The organism is Microbacterium sp. NPDC091676 (genome assembly GCF_044756645.1).
Taxonomy (GTDB): domain Bacteria; phylum Actinomycetota; class Actinomycetes; order Actinomycetales; family Microbacteriaceae; genus Microbacterium; species Microbacterium paraoxydans_D.
On the sequence record NZ_JBIVTI010000002.1, the window covers coordinates 170811 to 186534 of the forward strand.

12 protein-coding genes are annotated in these 15724 nt (G+C 71.8%); 7 read left to right on the top strand and 5 right to left on the bottom strand.

From position 1 onward, the window contains the following. The first annotated feature begins 12 nt into the window (after positions 1–12). The 6 genes from ACIQID_RS13925 to ACIQID_RS13950 all read left to right on the top strand — a co-directional run bounded on the left by ACIQID_RS13925 (position 13) and on the right by ACIQID_RS13950 (position 8953). A complete protein-coding gene (locus ACIQID_RS13925; protein ID WP_400286168.1) occupies positions 13–3348 on the top strand; it encodes a serine hydrolase in 3336 nt (1111 codons plus the stop codon). Continuing rightward, a complete protein-coding gene (locus ACIQID_RS13930; RefSeq protein ID WP_400286171.1) occupies positions 3348–4484 on the top strand; it encodes a M20/M25/M40 family metallo-hydrolase in 1137 nt (378 codons plus the stop codon). The genes ACIQID_RS13925 and ACIQID_RS13930 overlap by 1 nt, the downstream gene beginning before the upstream one ends. A gap of 2 nt (positions 4485–4486) precedes the next feature. Further along, the gene (locus ACIQID_RS13935; protein ID WP_187661989.1) at positions 4487–5356 is read left to right on the top strand and encodes a GNAT family N-acetyltransferase; all 870 of its coding nucleotides are present in this window, start codon (positions 4487–4489) and stop codon (positions 5354–5356) included. Further along, complete coding sequence (gene menC, locus ACIQID_RS13940; protein WP_187661990.1) at positions 5353–6459, top strand: o-succinylbenzoate synthase; 1107 nt, start codon at positions 5353–5355, stop codon at positions 6457–6459. Before ACIQID_RS13935 ends, menC begins: the two co-directional genes overlap by 4 nt. A gap of 112 nt (positions 6460–6571) precedes the next feature. Continuing rightward, positions 6572–8233, top strand: a complete 1662-nt coding sequence (locus ACIQID_RS13945) for a PucR family transcriptional regulator (protein WP_400287129.1) — start codon at positions 6572–6574, stop codon at positions 8231–8233. A gap of 255 nt (positions 8234–8488) precedes the next feature. After that, entirely contained in the window at positions 8489–8953 is a 465-nt protein-coding gene (locus ACIQID_RS13950) for an Lrp/AsnC family transcriptional regulator (protein WP_136051667.1), read from the top strand. A 46-nt stretch (positions 8954–8999) separates the two neighbouring features. On the opposite strand, the gene ACIQID_RS13955 is transcribed toward ACIQID_RS13950, so the two are convergent. From ACIQID_RS13955 to rsmA, 3 genes are read right to left on the bottom strand one after another with little or no spacing between them, the layout of a single operon-like run. Further along, positions 9000–9932 carry a 4-(cytidine 5'-diphospho)-2-C-methyl-D-erythritol kinase gene (locus ACIQID_RS13955; RefSeq protein ID WP_312675293.1) on the bottom strand — a complete coding sequence of 311 codons (933 nt, stop codon included), beginning with the start codon at positions 9930–9932 and terminating at the stop codon, positions 9000–9002. 7 nt (positions 9933–9939) lie between these two features. Continuing rightward, the gene (gene mgrA, locus ACIQID_RS13960) at positions 9940–11007 is read right to left on the bottom strand and encodes an L-glyceraldehyde 3-phosphate reductase (protein ID WP_060922917.1); all 1068 of its coding nucleotides are present in this window, start codon (positions 11005–11007) and stop codon (positions 9940–9942) included. A gap of 9 nt (positions 11008–11016) precedes the next feature. Then, positions 11017–11886, bottom strand: coding sequence for a 16S rRNA (adenine(1518)-N(6)/adenine(1519)-N(6))-dimethyltransferase RsmA (gene rsmA / locus ACIQID_RS13965; protein ID WP_400286178.1), 870 nt, complete (start codon positions 11884–11886; stop codon positions 11017–11019). 85 nt (positions 11887–11971) lie between these two features. Between rsmA and ACIQID_RS13970 the strand changes: the two genes are divergently transcribed. After that, positions 11972–13258, top strand: coding sequence for an MFS transporter (locus ACIQID_RS13970; protein ID WP_331201896.1), 1287 nt, complete (start codon positions 11972–11974; stop codon positions 13256–13258). On the opposite strand, the gene ACIQID_RS13975 is transcribed toward ACIQID_RS13970, so the two are convergent. Both ACIQID_RS13975 and metG read right to left on the bottom strand, forming a co-directional pair. Then, complete coding sequence (locus ACIQID_RS13975; protein ID WP_400286183.1) at positions 13237–14115, bottom strand: TatD family hydrolase; 879 nt, start codon at positions 14113–14115, stop codon at positions 13237–13239. The two genes, ACIQID_RS13970 and ACIQID_RS13975, sit on opposite strands and share 22 nt — an antisense overlap. 17 nt (positions 14116–14132) lie before the next feature. Then, positions 14133–15710, bottom strand: a complete 1578-nt coding sequence (gene metG, locus ACIQID_RS13980; protein ID WP_400286186.1) for a methionine--tRNA ligase — start codon at positions 15708–15710, stop codon at positions 14133–14135. Positions 15711–15724: the final 14 nt, after the last annotated feature.

Genomic DNA, 15724 nt, shown 5'->3' on the forward strand with positions numbered 1-15724 from the left:
ATTGGAGTCCTCATGACCCGCGTCACTGTCGACGACCTGCTCGCCCTCCCCACCCCGGAGCAGCCGGCGCTCTCCCCCGACGGCAGCCGCATCGTGTATGCGCTGCGCGGCATCGACCGCGATGCCGACCGCGAGACCCGCGCGCTCTGGCAGGTCGCCGCCACCGGCGGCACCCCGGTCCCGCTCACCCGTGGCACGGCCGATTCGACCCCGGTCTGGAGCCCGGACGGCACGCAGCTCGCCTTCCTCCGCGCCGAGGACGGCCCGGCGCAGGTCTGGCTCCTGCCCGCCGCGGGCGGCGAGGCCCGGGCGCTCACGACCCTGCCGCTGGGTGCCGGAGCCCCGGCATGGAGTCCTGACGGGACCCGCGTCGCCTTCACCGCCCCCGTCGACACCGCAGCGCTGCCCGGCGACGACCGCGACGCCCTGCTCGCCCGCCGCTCCGCCCCCTCGGCGACCGACCGGCTCGGCTACAAGGCCGACGGGGCCGGCGTGCTCGGGACGCTCGTGCAGCAGCTCCACGTCGTCGACGTCGAATCGGGCGCCGTCACGGTCGTCACCCGGGGCCGCTCGCACGCCTCCGACCCCTTCTGGTCGCCGGACGGCACGCTCCTCGCCTTCTCGACGGCGGACGAGGAGGACGCCGACCTCACGATGCGCATCCCGGTCTTCGTCACGTCCGCCGCCGATCCGAACCGGGCACCCTTGCGCATCAGCGCCCCCGGCGTGCAGGCCACCGCGGTCGGCTGGACGCCCGACGGACGACACGTGGTCGCGGCGGGCCGGCTGGACACCGAGATCGGCAACGCCGACCTCCTGCTCTTCCCTGCGGACGGCGACGGCGCGCCGCGGAACCTCACCGCGTCGGCGGACCGCAACGTCATGCCCGGCGGCCCCGGCTACCCCGGGGGCATGCCGCAGTTCGCCGCGGACGGGCGCCTCGTCTTCTGCCTCCGCGACAACGGCTCCTCGCACGTGTACGCCGTCTCCCCCGAGGGCGGAGAGCCGGAGCCGCTGCTCGCCGGGACCGCGAACGTCTCCGGGCTGTCCGTCGCCGGCACGGCGGCGGCGGTGGTGCTCGCCACCCCCGACTCCTTCGGCGACGTCGCCCTGCTCGACCTCTCCGACGGCACGACCACCGTGCGCGCGGAGTACGGCGTCCCTGACATCGACCTCCTCCCGGCGGAGGAGCGCCGGTTCACGATCTCGGACGGTACCGTGGTCACCGGCTGGCTGCGCCGCGACCCTGCGACCGAGGGTCCGCTGCCGCTGCTCCTCGACGTCCACGGCGGCCCGCACAACGCCTGGAACGGGGCCGCCGACCTCATCCACCCGTACCATCAGATCCTCGCGCAGCGCGGCTGGGCGATCCTCACGATCAATCCCCGTGGCAGCGACGGTTACGGCGACGCGTTCTTCTCGGCGGTCTCCGGCGGCTGGGGCGTCGAGGACGCGAAGGACTTCCTGGAGCCGATCGACCAGCTCGTCGCGGAAGGCCTGGCCGACCCGGCGCGCCTTGCCGTGACCGGCTACAGCTACGGCGGGTTCATGACCTGCTTCCTCACCTCGCGCGACGACCGCTTCGCGGCGGCCGTCGCCGGCGGCGTCGTCACCGATCTGCTGTCGATGGGCGGCACGTCGGACTTCGGACACCATCTCTCCGCCAAGGAGAACGGCGGCCTGCCCTGGCGCGACCGCGAGAAGATCGCCGCGCAGTCGCCCTACACCCACGTGGACCGGGTGCAGACACCCACGCTGATCCTGCAGGGTGCCGCCGACGACCGCTGCCCGGTGGGTCAGGCCGAGCAGTGGTTCACGGCGCTCCGCGAACGCGGCGTCCCGACGCGGCTGGTGCTGTACCCCGGGGGATCCCACCTGTTCCTCCTGTCCGGGCCGCCCTCCCATCGGGCCGACTACTCGCAGCGGGTCGTCGACTGGGTCGAGCAGTACGCCCCTGCGGCGGGGAAGCCCATCCGTCCGCGGCTGGACGCCCGGCACTGGCAGCAGCGGCTGAGCACGCTGGCCGCCGCGCACAAGGTCCCCGGCGCCACCCTCGGCATCCTCCGGCTGGGCGAGGAGCCCGTCTACGCCCACCACGGCATCCTGAACGTGCGCACGGGCATCGAGACCACCGACGACTCGCTCTTCCAGATCGGCTCGATGGGGAAGGTGTGGACGGCGTCCGCCCTCATGCGGCTCGTCGACGAGGGCCGACTCGATCTCGACACCCCGGTCGTGGAGTACGTGCCGGAATTCGTCTCCTCCGACCCGGAGGTCACCCGGACGGTCACCATGCGGCACCTTCTCAGCCACACCAGCGGCATCGACGGCGACGTGTTCACCGACACCGGCCGCGGCGACGACACCCTGGAGAAGTACGTCGCGCATCTGGACGGCGTCGCGCAGAACCACCCCCTCGGCGCCACGATGTCGTACTGCAACGCGGGCTTCGTCCTCGCCGGACGCGTGATCGAGAAGATCACCGGCACGACGTGGGACCAGGCCATGCGCGACCTGCTCTACGAGCCCCTCGGCCTCACCCACTCCTGCACGCTGCCGGAGGAGGCGGTCATGTTCCGCACCGCCACCGGGCACACCGAGATCGGCGACGACGGCCCCGTGCTCGCTCCGGCGTGGATGCTGCCGCGGTCGATGGGCCCGGCCGGGTTGATCAACTCCACCACCGCCGACGTGCTCGCCTTCGCCCGCATGCACCTGGAGAACGGTCTCGCCGCCGACGGCACGCGGGTGCTGTCCGAGGAGAGCGTGCGCCGGATGCAGCAGCACGAGGTCGATGTCCCCGACCCCTACTCCCTCGGCGACAGCTGGGGCCTCGGCTGGATCCTCTTCGACTGGGACGGGCGCACGCTCATCGGCCACGACGGCAACACCATCGGGCAGTCGTCGTTCCTGCGGATCCTCCTGGACGAGCAGATCGCGGTCACGCTGCTGACCAACGGCGGCAACACCCGCGACCTGTACGACGAGCTCTTCGACGAGATCTTCGCCGAGCTCGCCGACCTCCATCTGCCCACCGGTCTCACCCCGCCCGCAGAACCGTACGTCGACGACTTCTCCGCCTTCGAGGGCGTCTACGACCGCTCCGGCGTCCGCACCGAGATCTTCCGCGACGAGGAGGGGCTGCGCATGCGCACCACGCTGAACGGCCCGCTGGCCGCGCTGCTGCCCGATCCGGTGGAGGAGCACGCCCTCGTGCCCGTGCGCAGGAACGAGTTCGTGATGCGCGCGGAGGGCGAGCAGGCGTGGCATCCCGTCGTCTTCTACTCGCTGCCCACCGGCGAACAGTACCTGCACCACGGCGTCCGTGCCGCACCGAAGGTCTCGTGATGCCGGTGCAGGCGGCCGCCGACCTCGCGGTGGTCCTGGCCGACATCGACACCCTGCTCGCATGCGAGTCGCCGTCGGACGACCGCGCCGCGGTAGCCCGGAGCGCCGAGGTCGTGGCCGCGCTCGGCGAACGGCTGCTGGGGGTCGCACCCGAGCGGATCGTGATCGACGGGCGCACGCACCTGCGGTGGCGCTTCGGCCGAGGACCGGCCGCGGTCCTGGTGCTCGGACACCACGACACGGTCTGGCCGCTCGGCTCCCGCGATCGGTTGCCGTCCGGGATCGCCGACAGCGTGCTGCGCGGCCCGGGGTGCTTCGACATGAAGACCGGCGTCGTGATGGCGCTGCACGCGGTGGCGGCGCTGGACGACCGCTCCGGGGTGACCATCCTGCTCACGGGCGACGAAGAGCTCGGATCGCCGAGTTCCCGGCAGCTCATCGAGGACGAGGCGCGCGGATGCCGCGCGGCCTTCGTGCTGGAGGCCGCCGCGGAGGGCGGCCATCTGAAGACCGCGCGCAAGGGCGTCTCCCTGTACCGGGTGCACGTCACGGGACGAGCGGCGCATGCGGGGCTGGAGCCGGAACGCGGCGTCAACGCCGGGATCGCGGCGGCGCATCTGCTCCTCGCGGCCGCGGCGCTCGGTGACCCCGCGCGCGGCACGAGCGTGACGCCGACGCTGTTGGCGGCGGGGACCACGACGAACACCGTGCCCGCCACGGCGGAGTTCGCGGTGGACGTCCGCGCCTGGACCGTCGCCGAGCAGGAGCGCGTGGACGCCGCGCTGCGTGCGCTGACGCCGCGGCTGGCCGGCGCGACCGTGCGGATCGAGGGCGGCCCGAACCGCCCGCCGCTGGAGGCGGCGCTCTCCGCCGAGCTGTTCGCGCGCGCATCCGCCATCGCGGCGAGCGCCGGGCTGACGCCGTTCGACGGTGTGGCGGTCGGCGGAGCCTCGGACGGCAACTTCACCGCCGGCATCGGCGTCCCGACGCTCGACGGGCTCGGCGCCGTGGGCGGCGGGGCGCACGCCGAAGACGAGCACGTGATCGTCGCGCTGATCCCGGAGCGCCTCCTGCTCCTGGAACGGCTGCTGCAGGAGCAGCGGTCCGAGGCGTCGACACCGGGGGAAGGGCGATGACCATGGCGGAGACCGACACCGGCACGGGCGCGATCGCCGCTGCCGCCGCGAGTGCCTCTGCCGCCGCGAGCGCGGCGGGAGTCTCGATCCGGCTCCTCGACGACGTCGAGGACTTCACCCGCGTCTCTGAGCTCTTCCAGAGCATCTGGACGAAGCAGGGCGAGGCCTCCCCCGTCAACGTCGAGACGCTGCGCGCGCTGTCGAAGGCCGGAAGCTACGTCGGCGGCGCGTTCGACGGGCACGAACTCGTCGGCGCCTGCTTCGGGTTCTTCGCCTCGCCCGGTCGGCGCGCCCTGCACAGCCACATCGCCGGGGTGTCCGGACGGATGCGGGGACGCAGCGTGGGTTTCGCGCTCAAGGTGCACCAGCGCGCCTGGGCGCTGTCCGAGGGGCTCGAGGAGATCTCCTGGACGTTCGACCCGCTCATCAGCCGCAACGCGCACTTCAACCTCGTGAAGCTCGCGGCCGAGCCCACCTCGTACCATCGCAACTTCTACGGGCACATGGCGGACGCGCTCAACGGTGCGGACGACACGGATCGCATGCTCGTCACCTGGTACCTGCACGATCCGCGGGTGGTGGCCGCGGCCGGGGGTGCCCCCGGGGCGCCGGATCCGTCTGCGGCGGACGCGGTGCCGCTGCTGTCCGTCGGCGACGACCTCGCCCCGCTGCTCACCCCCACCGACGCCCGTCTGGTACGCGTCGCCCTCCCCCGCGACATCGAGGCGCTCCGGCTCCGTGACCCTGATCGTGCGACGCGGTGGCGGCTCGCCCTGCGTGCCACGCTCGGCGATCTGCTCGACGCCCGGGGGCGCGTGCTCTCGTTCGACCGATCGGGGGCCTACACCATCGACAGAGGAGAACAGGGATGAAGCTCACCGGATTCGAGCTGCGCGTGATCGAGATGCCGCTGGTGTCGCCGTTCCGCACGTCGTTCGGCGTCCAGACCGTGCGGGAGGCGCTGCTCGTGCGCGCCGTGTCCGACGAGGCGGAGGGCTGGGGCGAGGGCGTGGCGATGAACGACCCGCTCTACTCCTCGGAGTACGTCGAGGCGAGCGTCGACGTCATCACCCGCTTCCTCCTCCCCGCCCTGGCCGGAGTGCGCGACCTCGATGCGGCCGGGGTCGCCCCGGCACTCGCACCGTTCAAGGGCCACCGCATGTCGAAGGCCGCGGTGGAGCTGGCTGTGCTCGATGCCGAGCTGCGCGCGACGGGAGTGCCGTTGTCGCGCGAGCTCGGCGCCGTCCGCGACCGTGTCGACTGCGGGGTCTCGGTCGGCATCATGGACTCGATCCCGGAACTGCTCGACGCGGTCGCCGGGTACCTCGACGAGGGGTACGTGCGCATCAAGCTGAAGATCGAACCGGGCTGGGACATCGAGCCCGTGCGTGCGGTACGCGAGCGCTTCGGCGACGACGTGCTGCTGCAGGTCGACGCGAACACCGCGTACCACCGCGGCGACGCCCGCCATCTCGCGCGGCTCGACCCCTTCGACCTGCTCCTCATCGAACAGCCCCTGGACGAGGAGGACCTGCTCGGCCACGCCCAGCTGGCGAAGAGCATGACCACGCCGATCTGTCTCGACGAGTCCATCGTGTCCGCGCGGGCCGCGGCCGACGCCATCGCGCTCGGAGCCTGCTCGATCGTCAACATCAAGCCGGGACGGGTCGGGGGCTACCTGGAGGCCCGCCGCATCCATGACGTCTGCGCGGCCAACGACATCCCGGTGTGGTGCGGCGGCATGCTCGAGACGGGCATCGGACGAGCGGCGAACGTGGCCCTCGCGGCGCTGCCGGGCTTCACCCTCCCCGGGGACACGTCGGGCTCCGGCCGCTACTACTCTCGCGACATCACCGACCCGTTCGTCGTCGAGGACGGCACGCTCACGGTGCCCACGGGGCCCGGGATCGGCGTGACCCCGCACCAGGACGCCCTCGATGACGTCACCGTACGCACGGAGTGGATCACGTTCTAGCGGACGAGGCGACACCCCCGGGTCTGTTCGGGGCGACGAAGAATCGCTACTCTTTCGTCGTGCCCCACAGATCCGAGGCCGTTGCCCGGCCCCTAGCCTGGGCCTCGTGCTCATGTCCGTGACGACACGTCCGCGCGCCAGCCTCGGCCGCGTGATCGAAGACCTCGGCACCACCCTGCTCGAGGTCGTCGGCGGTGCCGTCGACGACGACGTCGTGATCGAGACCGTCGTCATCCACGACGTCCTCGACGACGCGATGCCGCTGCGCGGAGCCCTCGTGCTCGGGGTCGGCCTCAGCGAGCCCGAGGAGGTGGCGACGCTGCTGGACACGCTGGGGCAGCAGGGGGCGGCCGCCCTCGTCCTCCGCGCCCCGGTCCGGACCGAGCCCGTGCTCCGCGAAGCCGCGACCGTGACCGGCGTCCCCGTGCTCGCCCTCACCCGCGGCGCTTCATGGGCGCAGCTCGCCGCGATGCTGAGGTCGCTCATCGCGGAAGGGGATGTCGGCGACCAGGCGGCCACGACGCTCGGCGGCATGCCGTCCGGCGATCTGTTCGCTCTCGCCAACGCCATCGCGACGCTGCTCAACGCCCCCGTCACGATCGAGGACCGGAGCTCTCGCGTCGTCGCGTTCTCGGGGCGACAGGACGAAGCGGACCCGGCCCGGATCGAGACGGTCCTCGGGCGTCAGGTCCCCGAGCGCTTCGCCCGCCAGCTCGAGGAGCGAGGCGTCTTCCAGGCGCTGTACCGCAGCGAGGATCCCATCCACGTCGGGCCCGTCCACAACACCGAGGGGCTCCCGTCCTACCCGCGGGTCGCGCTGGCCGTCCGCGCCGGTGACGAGATCCTCGGCTCCATCTGGGCGGCGGTGCAGGAGCCTCTGGCGCCCGACCGCGTTCGCGCGCTGAAGGACTCCGCCGGCCTCGTCGCCTTGCACATGCTGCGGCTCCGGGCGGGCGCCGACGTCGAGCGGCGGCTGCGTGCCGACCTCCTCGCCACGATCCTGGAGGGCGGCCCCGGGGCGGCCGACGCCGTGTCGCGGCTGCGACTCGACGACCACCGCTGCGTCGTGCTCGCGTTGTCCGCGGTCGAGCAGCCGGACGACGATCCGTCCGCCGGAGCCCGCCGCATCGCCGAGCGCCACCGGGTCGCCGACGCGTTCGCCGTGCATCTCGGCGCCGTGTACCTCCGCTCCGCCGTGGCGCTCATCGGCGATGTCGTGTACGCGGTCGTCGCCCTGCGGCCGGAGACGGGGACCGCGGAGGGCGTGGGCGATGCGGACGCCAGAGCCGCCCGCGTGGCCACCGACTTCCTCGGCCGCCTCGGCGCCGCCGAGGACATCCGCATCGGCGTGGGGACCGTGGCCCCCGACGCCTCCGGGATCCCCGCCTCCCGGGCCAACGCCGACCGGGCGCTGCGGGTGGGGCGGCACGCCTCCTCTGCGGAGCCGGTGGCCCTGTTCACGGCCGTGCAGATGGAGGCCCTCCTCGTCGAGCTCGGCGACCTCGTCCGCGCGCGCGGTGACCAGCCCACCGGTCCGGTCGCGAAGCTGCTCGCGCAGGACCGCGAACGAGGGACGCACCTGGTCGAGACCCTTCGGGCCTGGCTCGACGCCTTCGGCGACGTCGCCGTGGCCTCAGCCCGCGTCTACACGCATCCGAACACGTTCCGCTATCGGCTGCGCCGGCTCGCGGAGATCGGCGGGATCGATCTGTCCGACCCGGACGCGCGTTTCTCGGCGATGGTGCAGCTGCGCCTGCTCGCCCCGGAGTCCTGAGCCCGACGGCGGGGCCTCTCCGCCCGCCCCGGTACGGACCAGGGCGGGCGGCCGGGGAGCTCGTGGCTCCGCCGCTGTTCGTCCCTCCCGACGACTCGTGACCCATGGGGGAACGCCGCAGGCGTCCGCTCGTGACCGACACCCTGCGTATGTGACAATCAGTTGAACAGACGACGATCGATCAGACCAGAGCCGGAATCCTGGTTGATCGATCTGACCAATCCACCACGGGCGGGGACGATGACGGTGAACGATATGGCCACTCTGCTCGACGCGACCGATCGCCGTATCCTCGCCGTGCTCGACACCGACCCGCGACGTCCGGTCGCCCTCATCGCTCAGGACCTGGGTCTCGCCCGTGGGACCGTGCATGCGCGCCTCGAACGCCTGGAGTCGAGCGGCCGACTGCGCCCGCACAGCGCCCGTGTCCTCCCCGCGGCACTCGGCCGCGGCGTGGCGGCATCGATCCTCGTGGAGCTGGACCAGCATCAGATCACCGCCGCCATCGAGGCGCTCAGCCGCATCCCCGAGGTGCTGGAGTGCTTCGCCCCCGCCGGGGACACCGACCTGCTCCTGCGCGTCGTCGCGACCAGCCCCGACGACCTCTACCGCGTGGCCGAAGTCGTGCGTCTGTGCCCCGGCATCCTGCGCACGTCGACGAGCCTGTTCCTCCGTGAGGTCATCCCGTATCGCGTGAGTGCGCTCCTGCAGGCGGAGTGAGCGGGGCCGCGCGTGTGACGGGACCCGCGCGTGAACGCGCCAGGGCTCAGCCGATGATGCGGGCTCCGGGCACGGCGCCGTGCACGTGCAGCGGATCGAGACCACCCTCGCGGAGGGCCGTCTGCACCGCCTGCGCGGACTCGGGATCCGCGCAGAGGAGGGCCACGGTCGGCCCCGAGCCGGACACGAGACCGTGCAGCGCACCGGCCGCGACCCCGCGTTCGATGGTCTGCGCGAGATCCGGTCGCAGGTCGAGCGCGGCCGCCTGGAGATCGTTGTGGAGCGCGTCGGCGAGCTGCCAGGCGTCTCCGGTCCGCAGCGCCTGCAGCACCGGGATCGGCACGTCCAGCGAGAGCGGCGGATCGTCGGCGAGCGCCCCCTCCTCCTCGCGCAGCTCGTCGAGCCGGGTGTACACGGCGGGCGTGGACAGCCCCTCCTCGCTGGTCACCAGCAGCCAGTCGAAGCGGCCACGGGCGAGAGCCGGGTTCAGCTGATCGCCGCGGCCGGTGCCCACGGCGGTGCCGCCGTGCAGCGCGAAGGGGACATCCGCACCGAGCCGGGCCGCGAGATCGTGCAAGCGGGCCGCGGAGAGTCCCGTGCCCCACAGTGCGTCGCAGGCGACCAGGGCGGCCGCGGCGTCCGCGGAGCCCCCGCCCATGCCACCGGCGACGGGGACGCTCTTGCGGATCTGCAGCGCCACGCCGCCCGGGTGATCCGTCGCCATCGCCAGCAGCTTGGCGGCCCGCATCGCGAGGTTCCGGTCGTCGAGCGGCACCGAGCCGTCATCCTCCACCCCGGTCACCGTGATCGAGAAGTCGTCGGCGTCCCTGGCGATCACGTCCTCATACAGCGACACCGCCTGGAAGACCGTCGCGAGGGCGTGATAGCCGTCGTCATGGCGCCCGCCGACACCGAGGTAGACGTTGATCTTCCCCGGCGCGCGCACGTGCACGGACCCGGAGGACGCGGCGAGGCTCATGAGCGGATCACAGGTCCGACGAGGTCGCCCACAGGTTGACGTCGATGGCGCCCGCGAGCTCGTCGATGCGGCGGAGCTCCTCGTCGGTGAACGCGGGACCGTCGAGCGCGGCGAGGTTCTCGTCGAGCTGCTCTGTGCGCGACGCGCCGATGAGCGCCGAGGCGACGACCGGGGTGCGCAGCGTCCACTGCAGCGCGAGCTGCGCGAGCGACTGCCCCCGGCCCTGCGCGACCTCGTTCAGCGCACGGAGCGTCTCGACGGCCTCGTCGGTCAGCTTGCCCTTCGGCAGCGAACCCCGCTGCTGCGCGCGCTCGGCCGTGCCGTCGCCGAGGTACTTGTCGGTGAGGAGGCCCTGGGCGAGCGGGGTGAAGGCGATGGCGCCGAGGCCCGACTCCTCCAGGGTCTGCGTGAGGCCGTCCTCGATCCAGCGGTTGAGGATCGAGTAGGCCGGCTGGTGGATGACGAGCGGCGTCCCCAGCTCCTTCGCCACGGCAACGGCCTCGGCCGTGCGCTCGGCGCTGTACGAGGAGATGCCGACGTACAGCGCCTTGCCCTGGCGCACCAGGGTGTCGAGCGCCCCGACCGTCTCGGCGATCGGGGTGACCGGGTCGACGCGGTGCGAGTAGAAGATGTCGACGTAGTCCAGCCCCATGCGGGTGAGCGACTGCTCGGCGCTCGCGAGGATGTACTTCCGGCTCGCGTAGTCGCCGTACGGTCCGGGCCACATGTCCCAGCCGGCCTTCGACGAGATGATCAGCTCGTCGCGGTACGGACGCAGGTCCTCCGCGAAGATGCGGCCGAAGTTCTTCTCCGCCGAGCCGTACGGCGGGCCGTAGTTGTTCGCCAGGTCGAAGTGGGTGATCCCGTTGTCGAACGCGTGGCGCAGGAGCGCCCGCTGGTTGTCGAGCGGGATGTTGTCGCCGAAGTTCCACCAGAGCCCGAGCGAGATCGGGGGGAGGTACAGGCCGGAGGCGCCGACCTGACGGTAGGCGAACCGTCCGTAGCGGCCCTCGTCGGCAGCGTACGGGCGGTGCAGTTCGGGGACGTCGGGGCGGAAGCGGGGGGAGTCGGTCACGGTGCCAGATTAGCCGCTGACGCCCGAACCCTCGATCGCCGTTGCGTGCTGGGCGATCCGCTGGTAGTCGTCGACCGTCAGGTCCTCCCCGCGGGCGGTCGGCGCGACGCCGGCCGCGGTCAGCACCTCGGTCGCCGCGGCGGAGCTGCCGAAGATGCCGGAGAGGGCCTGCCGCAGCATCTTGCGTCGCTGGTTGAAAGCCGCGTCGACGATGGCGAAGGTGCGCCGGCGCTCCTCCACCGGGCCGCGCTCGCCCTCGGAGCGGTCGAAGCCGACGAGGAGACTGTCCACGTTCGGCACCGGCCAGAAGACCTGGCGGGAGACGGTGCCGGTGAGCTTCCACTCGCCGTACCAGGCGGCCTTGACGCTGGGCGAGCCGTAGATCTTCGAGCCGGGTTTCGCGGCGAGGCGCTCGGCCACCTCCGCCTGCACCATCACGACGCCCCGCTGCAGGTACGGGAAGGTCTCCAGGAAGTGCAGCAGGACGGGCACCGACACGTTGTACGGCAGGTTCGCGACGAGGACGGTCGGCTCCCCCGGCAGCTCCGTGACGCGGAGCGCATCGGCGTCGACCACTGTCAGCATCCCCTCCGGCACGCCGTGCTCGTCGGCGGTCTGCGGCAGGCGGGCGGCGAGCCGGTGGTCGATCTCCACCGCGGTGACCGCAGCCCCGGCCTCGAGGATCGCGAGGGTCAGGGACCCGAGTCCCGGTCCGACCTCGACCACTCGCTCCCCCGGCTGCACGCGGGCGGCCTGGACGATCTTGCGGACGGTGTTGGCGTCGACGACGAAGTTCTGTCCGAGCTTCTTGGTGGGGGTGACATCGAGCTCGGCGGCCAGACGGCGGATCTCGGTGGCCCCGAGCAACGTGACGGTCATGCACCCATTCTCCCGGATGACGAGCCGTGCCCGGATCCTGGGTGGGTTCCTGGGTGATGTCCGTGATCATCGCTATCCTTCGGGGGTGCCCTCCCTCGGTGAACTGATCGCTCCGCGGCGCCTGGGCAGGGACTTCCGCTGGCTGCTCGCGTCGTCGTGGACGAGCAACATCGGAGACGGCGTGGCGCTGGCCGCCGCTCCCCTGCTCATCGCGTCGATGACGTCGTCGCCGATCCTCGTGGCCTCCGGCGCCATCCTGCAGTTCCTGCCGTGGCTGCTCTTCGGCCTGCACGCGGGGGCCATCGCCGACCGCTTCGATCGGCGGCGCCTGGTGATGACCGCCAACGCCGTGCGCGCCGTCGTGCTCGCGGCGCTCTGCGTGTTCCTCGTGACGGGAACCGCGAACATCGGGATCGTCCTGGCGGTCGCGTTCCTCTACGGCACCGCGGAGGTCTTCGTCGACACCGCGGGGAGCACGCTGCTGCCGATGCTCGTGAAGCCGGCCGACCTCGGCATCGGGAACGCCCGCCTGCAGGCCGGCTACCTCGTCGCCAACCAGTTCGCCGGACCGCCGCTGGGCGCGTTCCTGTTCGCCGCCGGGAGCGCGTGGCCGTTCCTCGTCGAGGTGCTGTGCGTGACGCTTGCGATCGTCCTGATCTCCCGCATGGCGCGCACGCCCGTCCCACCGCGGGAGACCGAGACCCACCCGCCGGTGCACACCGACATCGCGGAGGGGCTGCGCTGGCTATGGCACAACCCGCCGGTGCGGATGCTCGTGCTCATCATCCTCGTCTTCAACGTGACCTGGGCCGCGCCCTGGGGCGTGCTCGTGCTCTACGCCACCGAGCACCTGCAGATGGGGCCCGTGGGCTACGGCGCCCTCACCACGGCGTCCGCGGCGGGCGGCATCCTCGCGACGCTGAGCTTCGGCTGGCTGGAGCGGCACGTGTCGTTCGCGAGCCTGATGCGCATCGTCCTGTCGCTCGAGGTGCTCATGCACCTCGCGTTCGCCCTGACCACCACGGGCGCGGTGGCCCTCGTCATCATGTTCTTCTTCGGGGCGTACGCCTTCGTGTGGGGCACGATCTCCACGACCGTCCGGCAGCGGCTCGTCCCCGCGTCCCTGCAGGGGCGCGTCGCCTCAGTCAACATGGTCGGCGTCTTCGGCGGCATGATCGTCGGCCAGGCCCTCGGCGGCGTCATCGCGCAGACCTGGGGCCTGACCGCGCCCTGGTGGTTCGCCTTCGGCGGAGCGGCGATCACCCTGGTGCTGGTGTGGAAGCCCATCTCGCACATCGTCAGTGCGAAGCCGGTCGCCGAGACGGGGCCGGAGGACGTCGAGCCGGAGGGTCAGTCGGCGAACGAGCCGTAGACCCGGAGGGTGTTCTCGGCGAGCTGCGCGGCGAGCTCGTCCACGTCCAGGTCGAGCTCCGCGGCCAGGAAGCGCACCGTGAGCGGCACGAGGTACGGCGCGTTCGGGCGGCCCCGCAGCGGGACCGGCGTGAGGAACGGAGCGTCCGTCTCGACGAGGAGGCGGTCCAGCGGGGTGACTTTCAGCGCGTCGCGCAGGTTCTGCGCGTTCTTGAACGTCACGTTGCCGGCGAACGACAGGTAGTAGCCCGCGTCGGCGCACACCCGGGCCATCGCCTCGTCCCCCGAGAAGCAGTGGAACACCGTGCGTTCGGGGGCACCGACCCGCGCCAGCGTCTCCAGCACGGCCTCGTGCGCATCCCGGTCGTGGATCTGCATCGCGATGCCGTGCGTCTTCGCGAGCGCGATGTGCGCCTCGAAGGAGGCGAACTGCGGCGCACGGCGCTCCGGTTCGGTGCGGAAGAAGTCGAGCCCGGTCTCGCCGATCGCGCGCGTGCGCGGATGCGCGGCGAGCTCGTCGATCACGGCGAGCGCCTCGTCGAGGCGACCCTCCTCCGCGTACGTCGGGGCGTCGTTCGGGTGGATGGCGACCGCGGCGAGGACCCGGGGGTCGGACGCGGCGGCCTCGACCGCCCAGCGGGACGACTCGATGTCTCCGGAGGCCTGCACGACGCCGATGACGCCGACCGCCTCCGCCCGGTCGAGCTGGGTCTTGAGAGACATGGGCTGGTCACCATCGGCGATCTCGAGGTGCGCGTGGTTGTCGTAGACGGGCACCGCGAGGGGTTCCGGGGCCGCCGGATAGGTCCGGTCCTTGCGCCCGTCGCCCGAGCGCTCGCGCACGTAGGTCTCCGCCATGGTGTCCTGCCCCGTCGTCAGGCCGTGGACTCCACGCGCGGGAAGAGCGGCGCGAGGCCGTTGACGCTCGTCCCCGGCTTCAGCACGCCCCAGGAGCCCGCCTCGCGGATCGGCTGGTCCTGCAGCCGACCCAGGGTCTCCGCGGCGCCGAGCGCGATCCACAGCTTCTCGGTCGACTGCGGCATCACCGGCGACAGCAGCACGGCGAGCGCCCGCAGCCCCTCGGCGCAGGTGTAGAGCACGGTGCCCAGACGCTCCCGCTGGTCCTCGTCGCGGGCGAGCGCCCACGGCTCGTTCTCGGTGATGTACCCGTTGAGCGCGTCGACGATGGTCCAGATCGCGGAGATCGCCTCGTCGATGCGGAACTGGCCGATCGCCGCGTCCGCCTTCGTCGCGGCGTCCGCCACGATCCTCTGGATCGCGAGGTCGGCCGCGGTGTACTCGGCCGCCGGCGGCACGATGCCCTCGAAGTACTTCTCGATCATCGCGGTCGTGCGCGAGGCGAGGTTGCCGAAGCCGTTCGCGAGCTCGGCCTGGTACCGCGCGGACAGGTCCTCCCAGGAGAACGATCCGTCCTGACCGAACGCGATCGCGGACAGGAAGTAGAAGCGGTACGCGTCGGAGCCGAAGACGTCGGTGATCTCGGTCGGCGCGATGCCGGTGAGCTTCGACTTCGACATCTTCTCGCCGCCCACCAGCAGCCAGCCGTGTGCGAACACGCCCTTCGGGACGTCGAGCCCCGCCGCCATCAGCAGCGCGGGCCAGATGACGGCGTGGAAGCGCAGGATGTCCTTGCCGACCACGTGGTAGGCGGGCCAGCGGCGCGCGAAGGTCTCCTCGTCGGAGCCGTAGCCGACGGCCGTGGCGTAGTTGAGCAGCGCGTCGACCCACACGTAGATGACGTGCGACTCGTCCCACGGCAGCGGGATGCCCCAGTCGAAGGTCGAGCGGGAGATCGAGAGGTCCTTGAGGCCCTGGCTCACGAACGAGACGACCTCGTTGCGCGCCGAATCGGGACGCACGAAGTCGGGCTCGGTCTTGTAGAGCTCGAGCAGGCGGTCCTGGAACTCGCTGAGCTTGAAGAAGTAGTTCTTCTCCTGCAGCAGCTCCAGCGGCTTCGAGTGGATGGCGCAGACCTTCAGCCCCTCGAAGGGACCCGTGCCGTCGACGATCTCCGACTCCGGCTTGAACTCCTCGCAGCCCACACAGTAGAGCGCCTCGTACTCGCCCGCGTAGATGTAGCCGCGGTCGTACAGACGCTGGAAGAACGTCTGCACGTTGGTCTCGTGCCGCTCCTGCGTGGTGCGGATGAAGTCGTCGTTCGCGACGTCGAGGGTCTTCAGCAGCGGGAACCAGCTCTCGCTGACGAGCTTGTCGACCCACTCCTGCGGGGTGACGCCGTTGGCGGCCGCGGCCCGCAGCATCTTCTGACCGTGCTCGTCGGTGCCCGTCAGCATCCAGGTGTCGTCGCCCGCCTGGCGGTGCCACCGTGCGAGGGTGTCGACGGCCACCGTCGTGTACCCGTGACCGATGTGCGGCACATCGGAGGGGTAGTAGATGGGCGTGGTGATGTAGAAGGAGTCGCCAGCGGGCATGGGGACAATTCTAG

Bases quoted from the DNA above. Each gene is read 5' to 3' on its own strand.
- ACIQID_RS13950 (WP_136051667.1), top strand. From the start codon at position 8,489: ATGGCCACTCTGCTCGACGCGACCGATCGCCGTATCCTCGCCGTGCTC.
- ACIQID_RS13955 (WP_312675293.1), bottom strand. From the start codon at position 9,932: ATGAGCCTCGCCGCGTCCTCCGGGTCCGTGCACGTGCGCGCGCCGGGG.
- ACIQID_RS13935 (WP_187661989.1), top strand. From the start codon at position 4,487: ATGGCGGAGACCGACACCGGCACGGGCGCGATCGCCGCTGCCGCCGCG.
- menC (WP_187661990.1), top strand. From the start codon at position 5,353: ATGAAGCTCACCGGATTCGAGCTGCGCGTGATCGAGATGCCGCTGGTG.
- ACIQID_RS13925 (WP_400286168.1), top strand. From the start codon at position 13: ATGACCCGCGTCACTGTCGACGACCTGCTCGCCCTCCCCACCCCGGAG.
- ACIQID_RS13930 (WP_400286171.1), top strand. From the start codon at position 3,348: ATGCCGGTGCAGGCGGCCGCCGACCTCGCGGTGGTCCTGGCCGACATC.
- ACIQID_RS13945 (WP_400287129.1), top strand. From the start codon at position 6,572: ATGTCCGTGACGACACGTCCGCGCGCCAGCCTCGGCCGCGTGATCGAA.
- rsmA (WP_400286178.1), bottom strand. From the start codon at position 11,886: ATGACCGTCACGTTGCTCGGGGCCACCGAGATCCGCCGTCTGGCCGCC.
- metG (WP_400286186.1), bottom strand. From the start codon at position 15,710: ATGCCCGCTGGCGACTCCTTCTACATCACCACGCCCATCTACTACCCC.
- ACIQID_RS13975 (WP_400286183.1), bottom strand. From the start codon at position 14,115: ATGGCGGAGACCTACGTGCGCGAGCGCTCGGGCGACGGGCGCAAGGAC.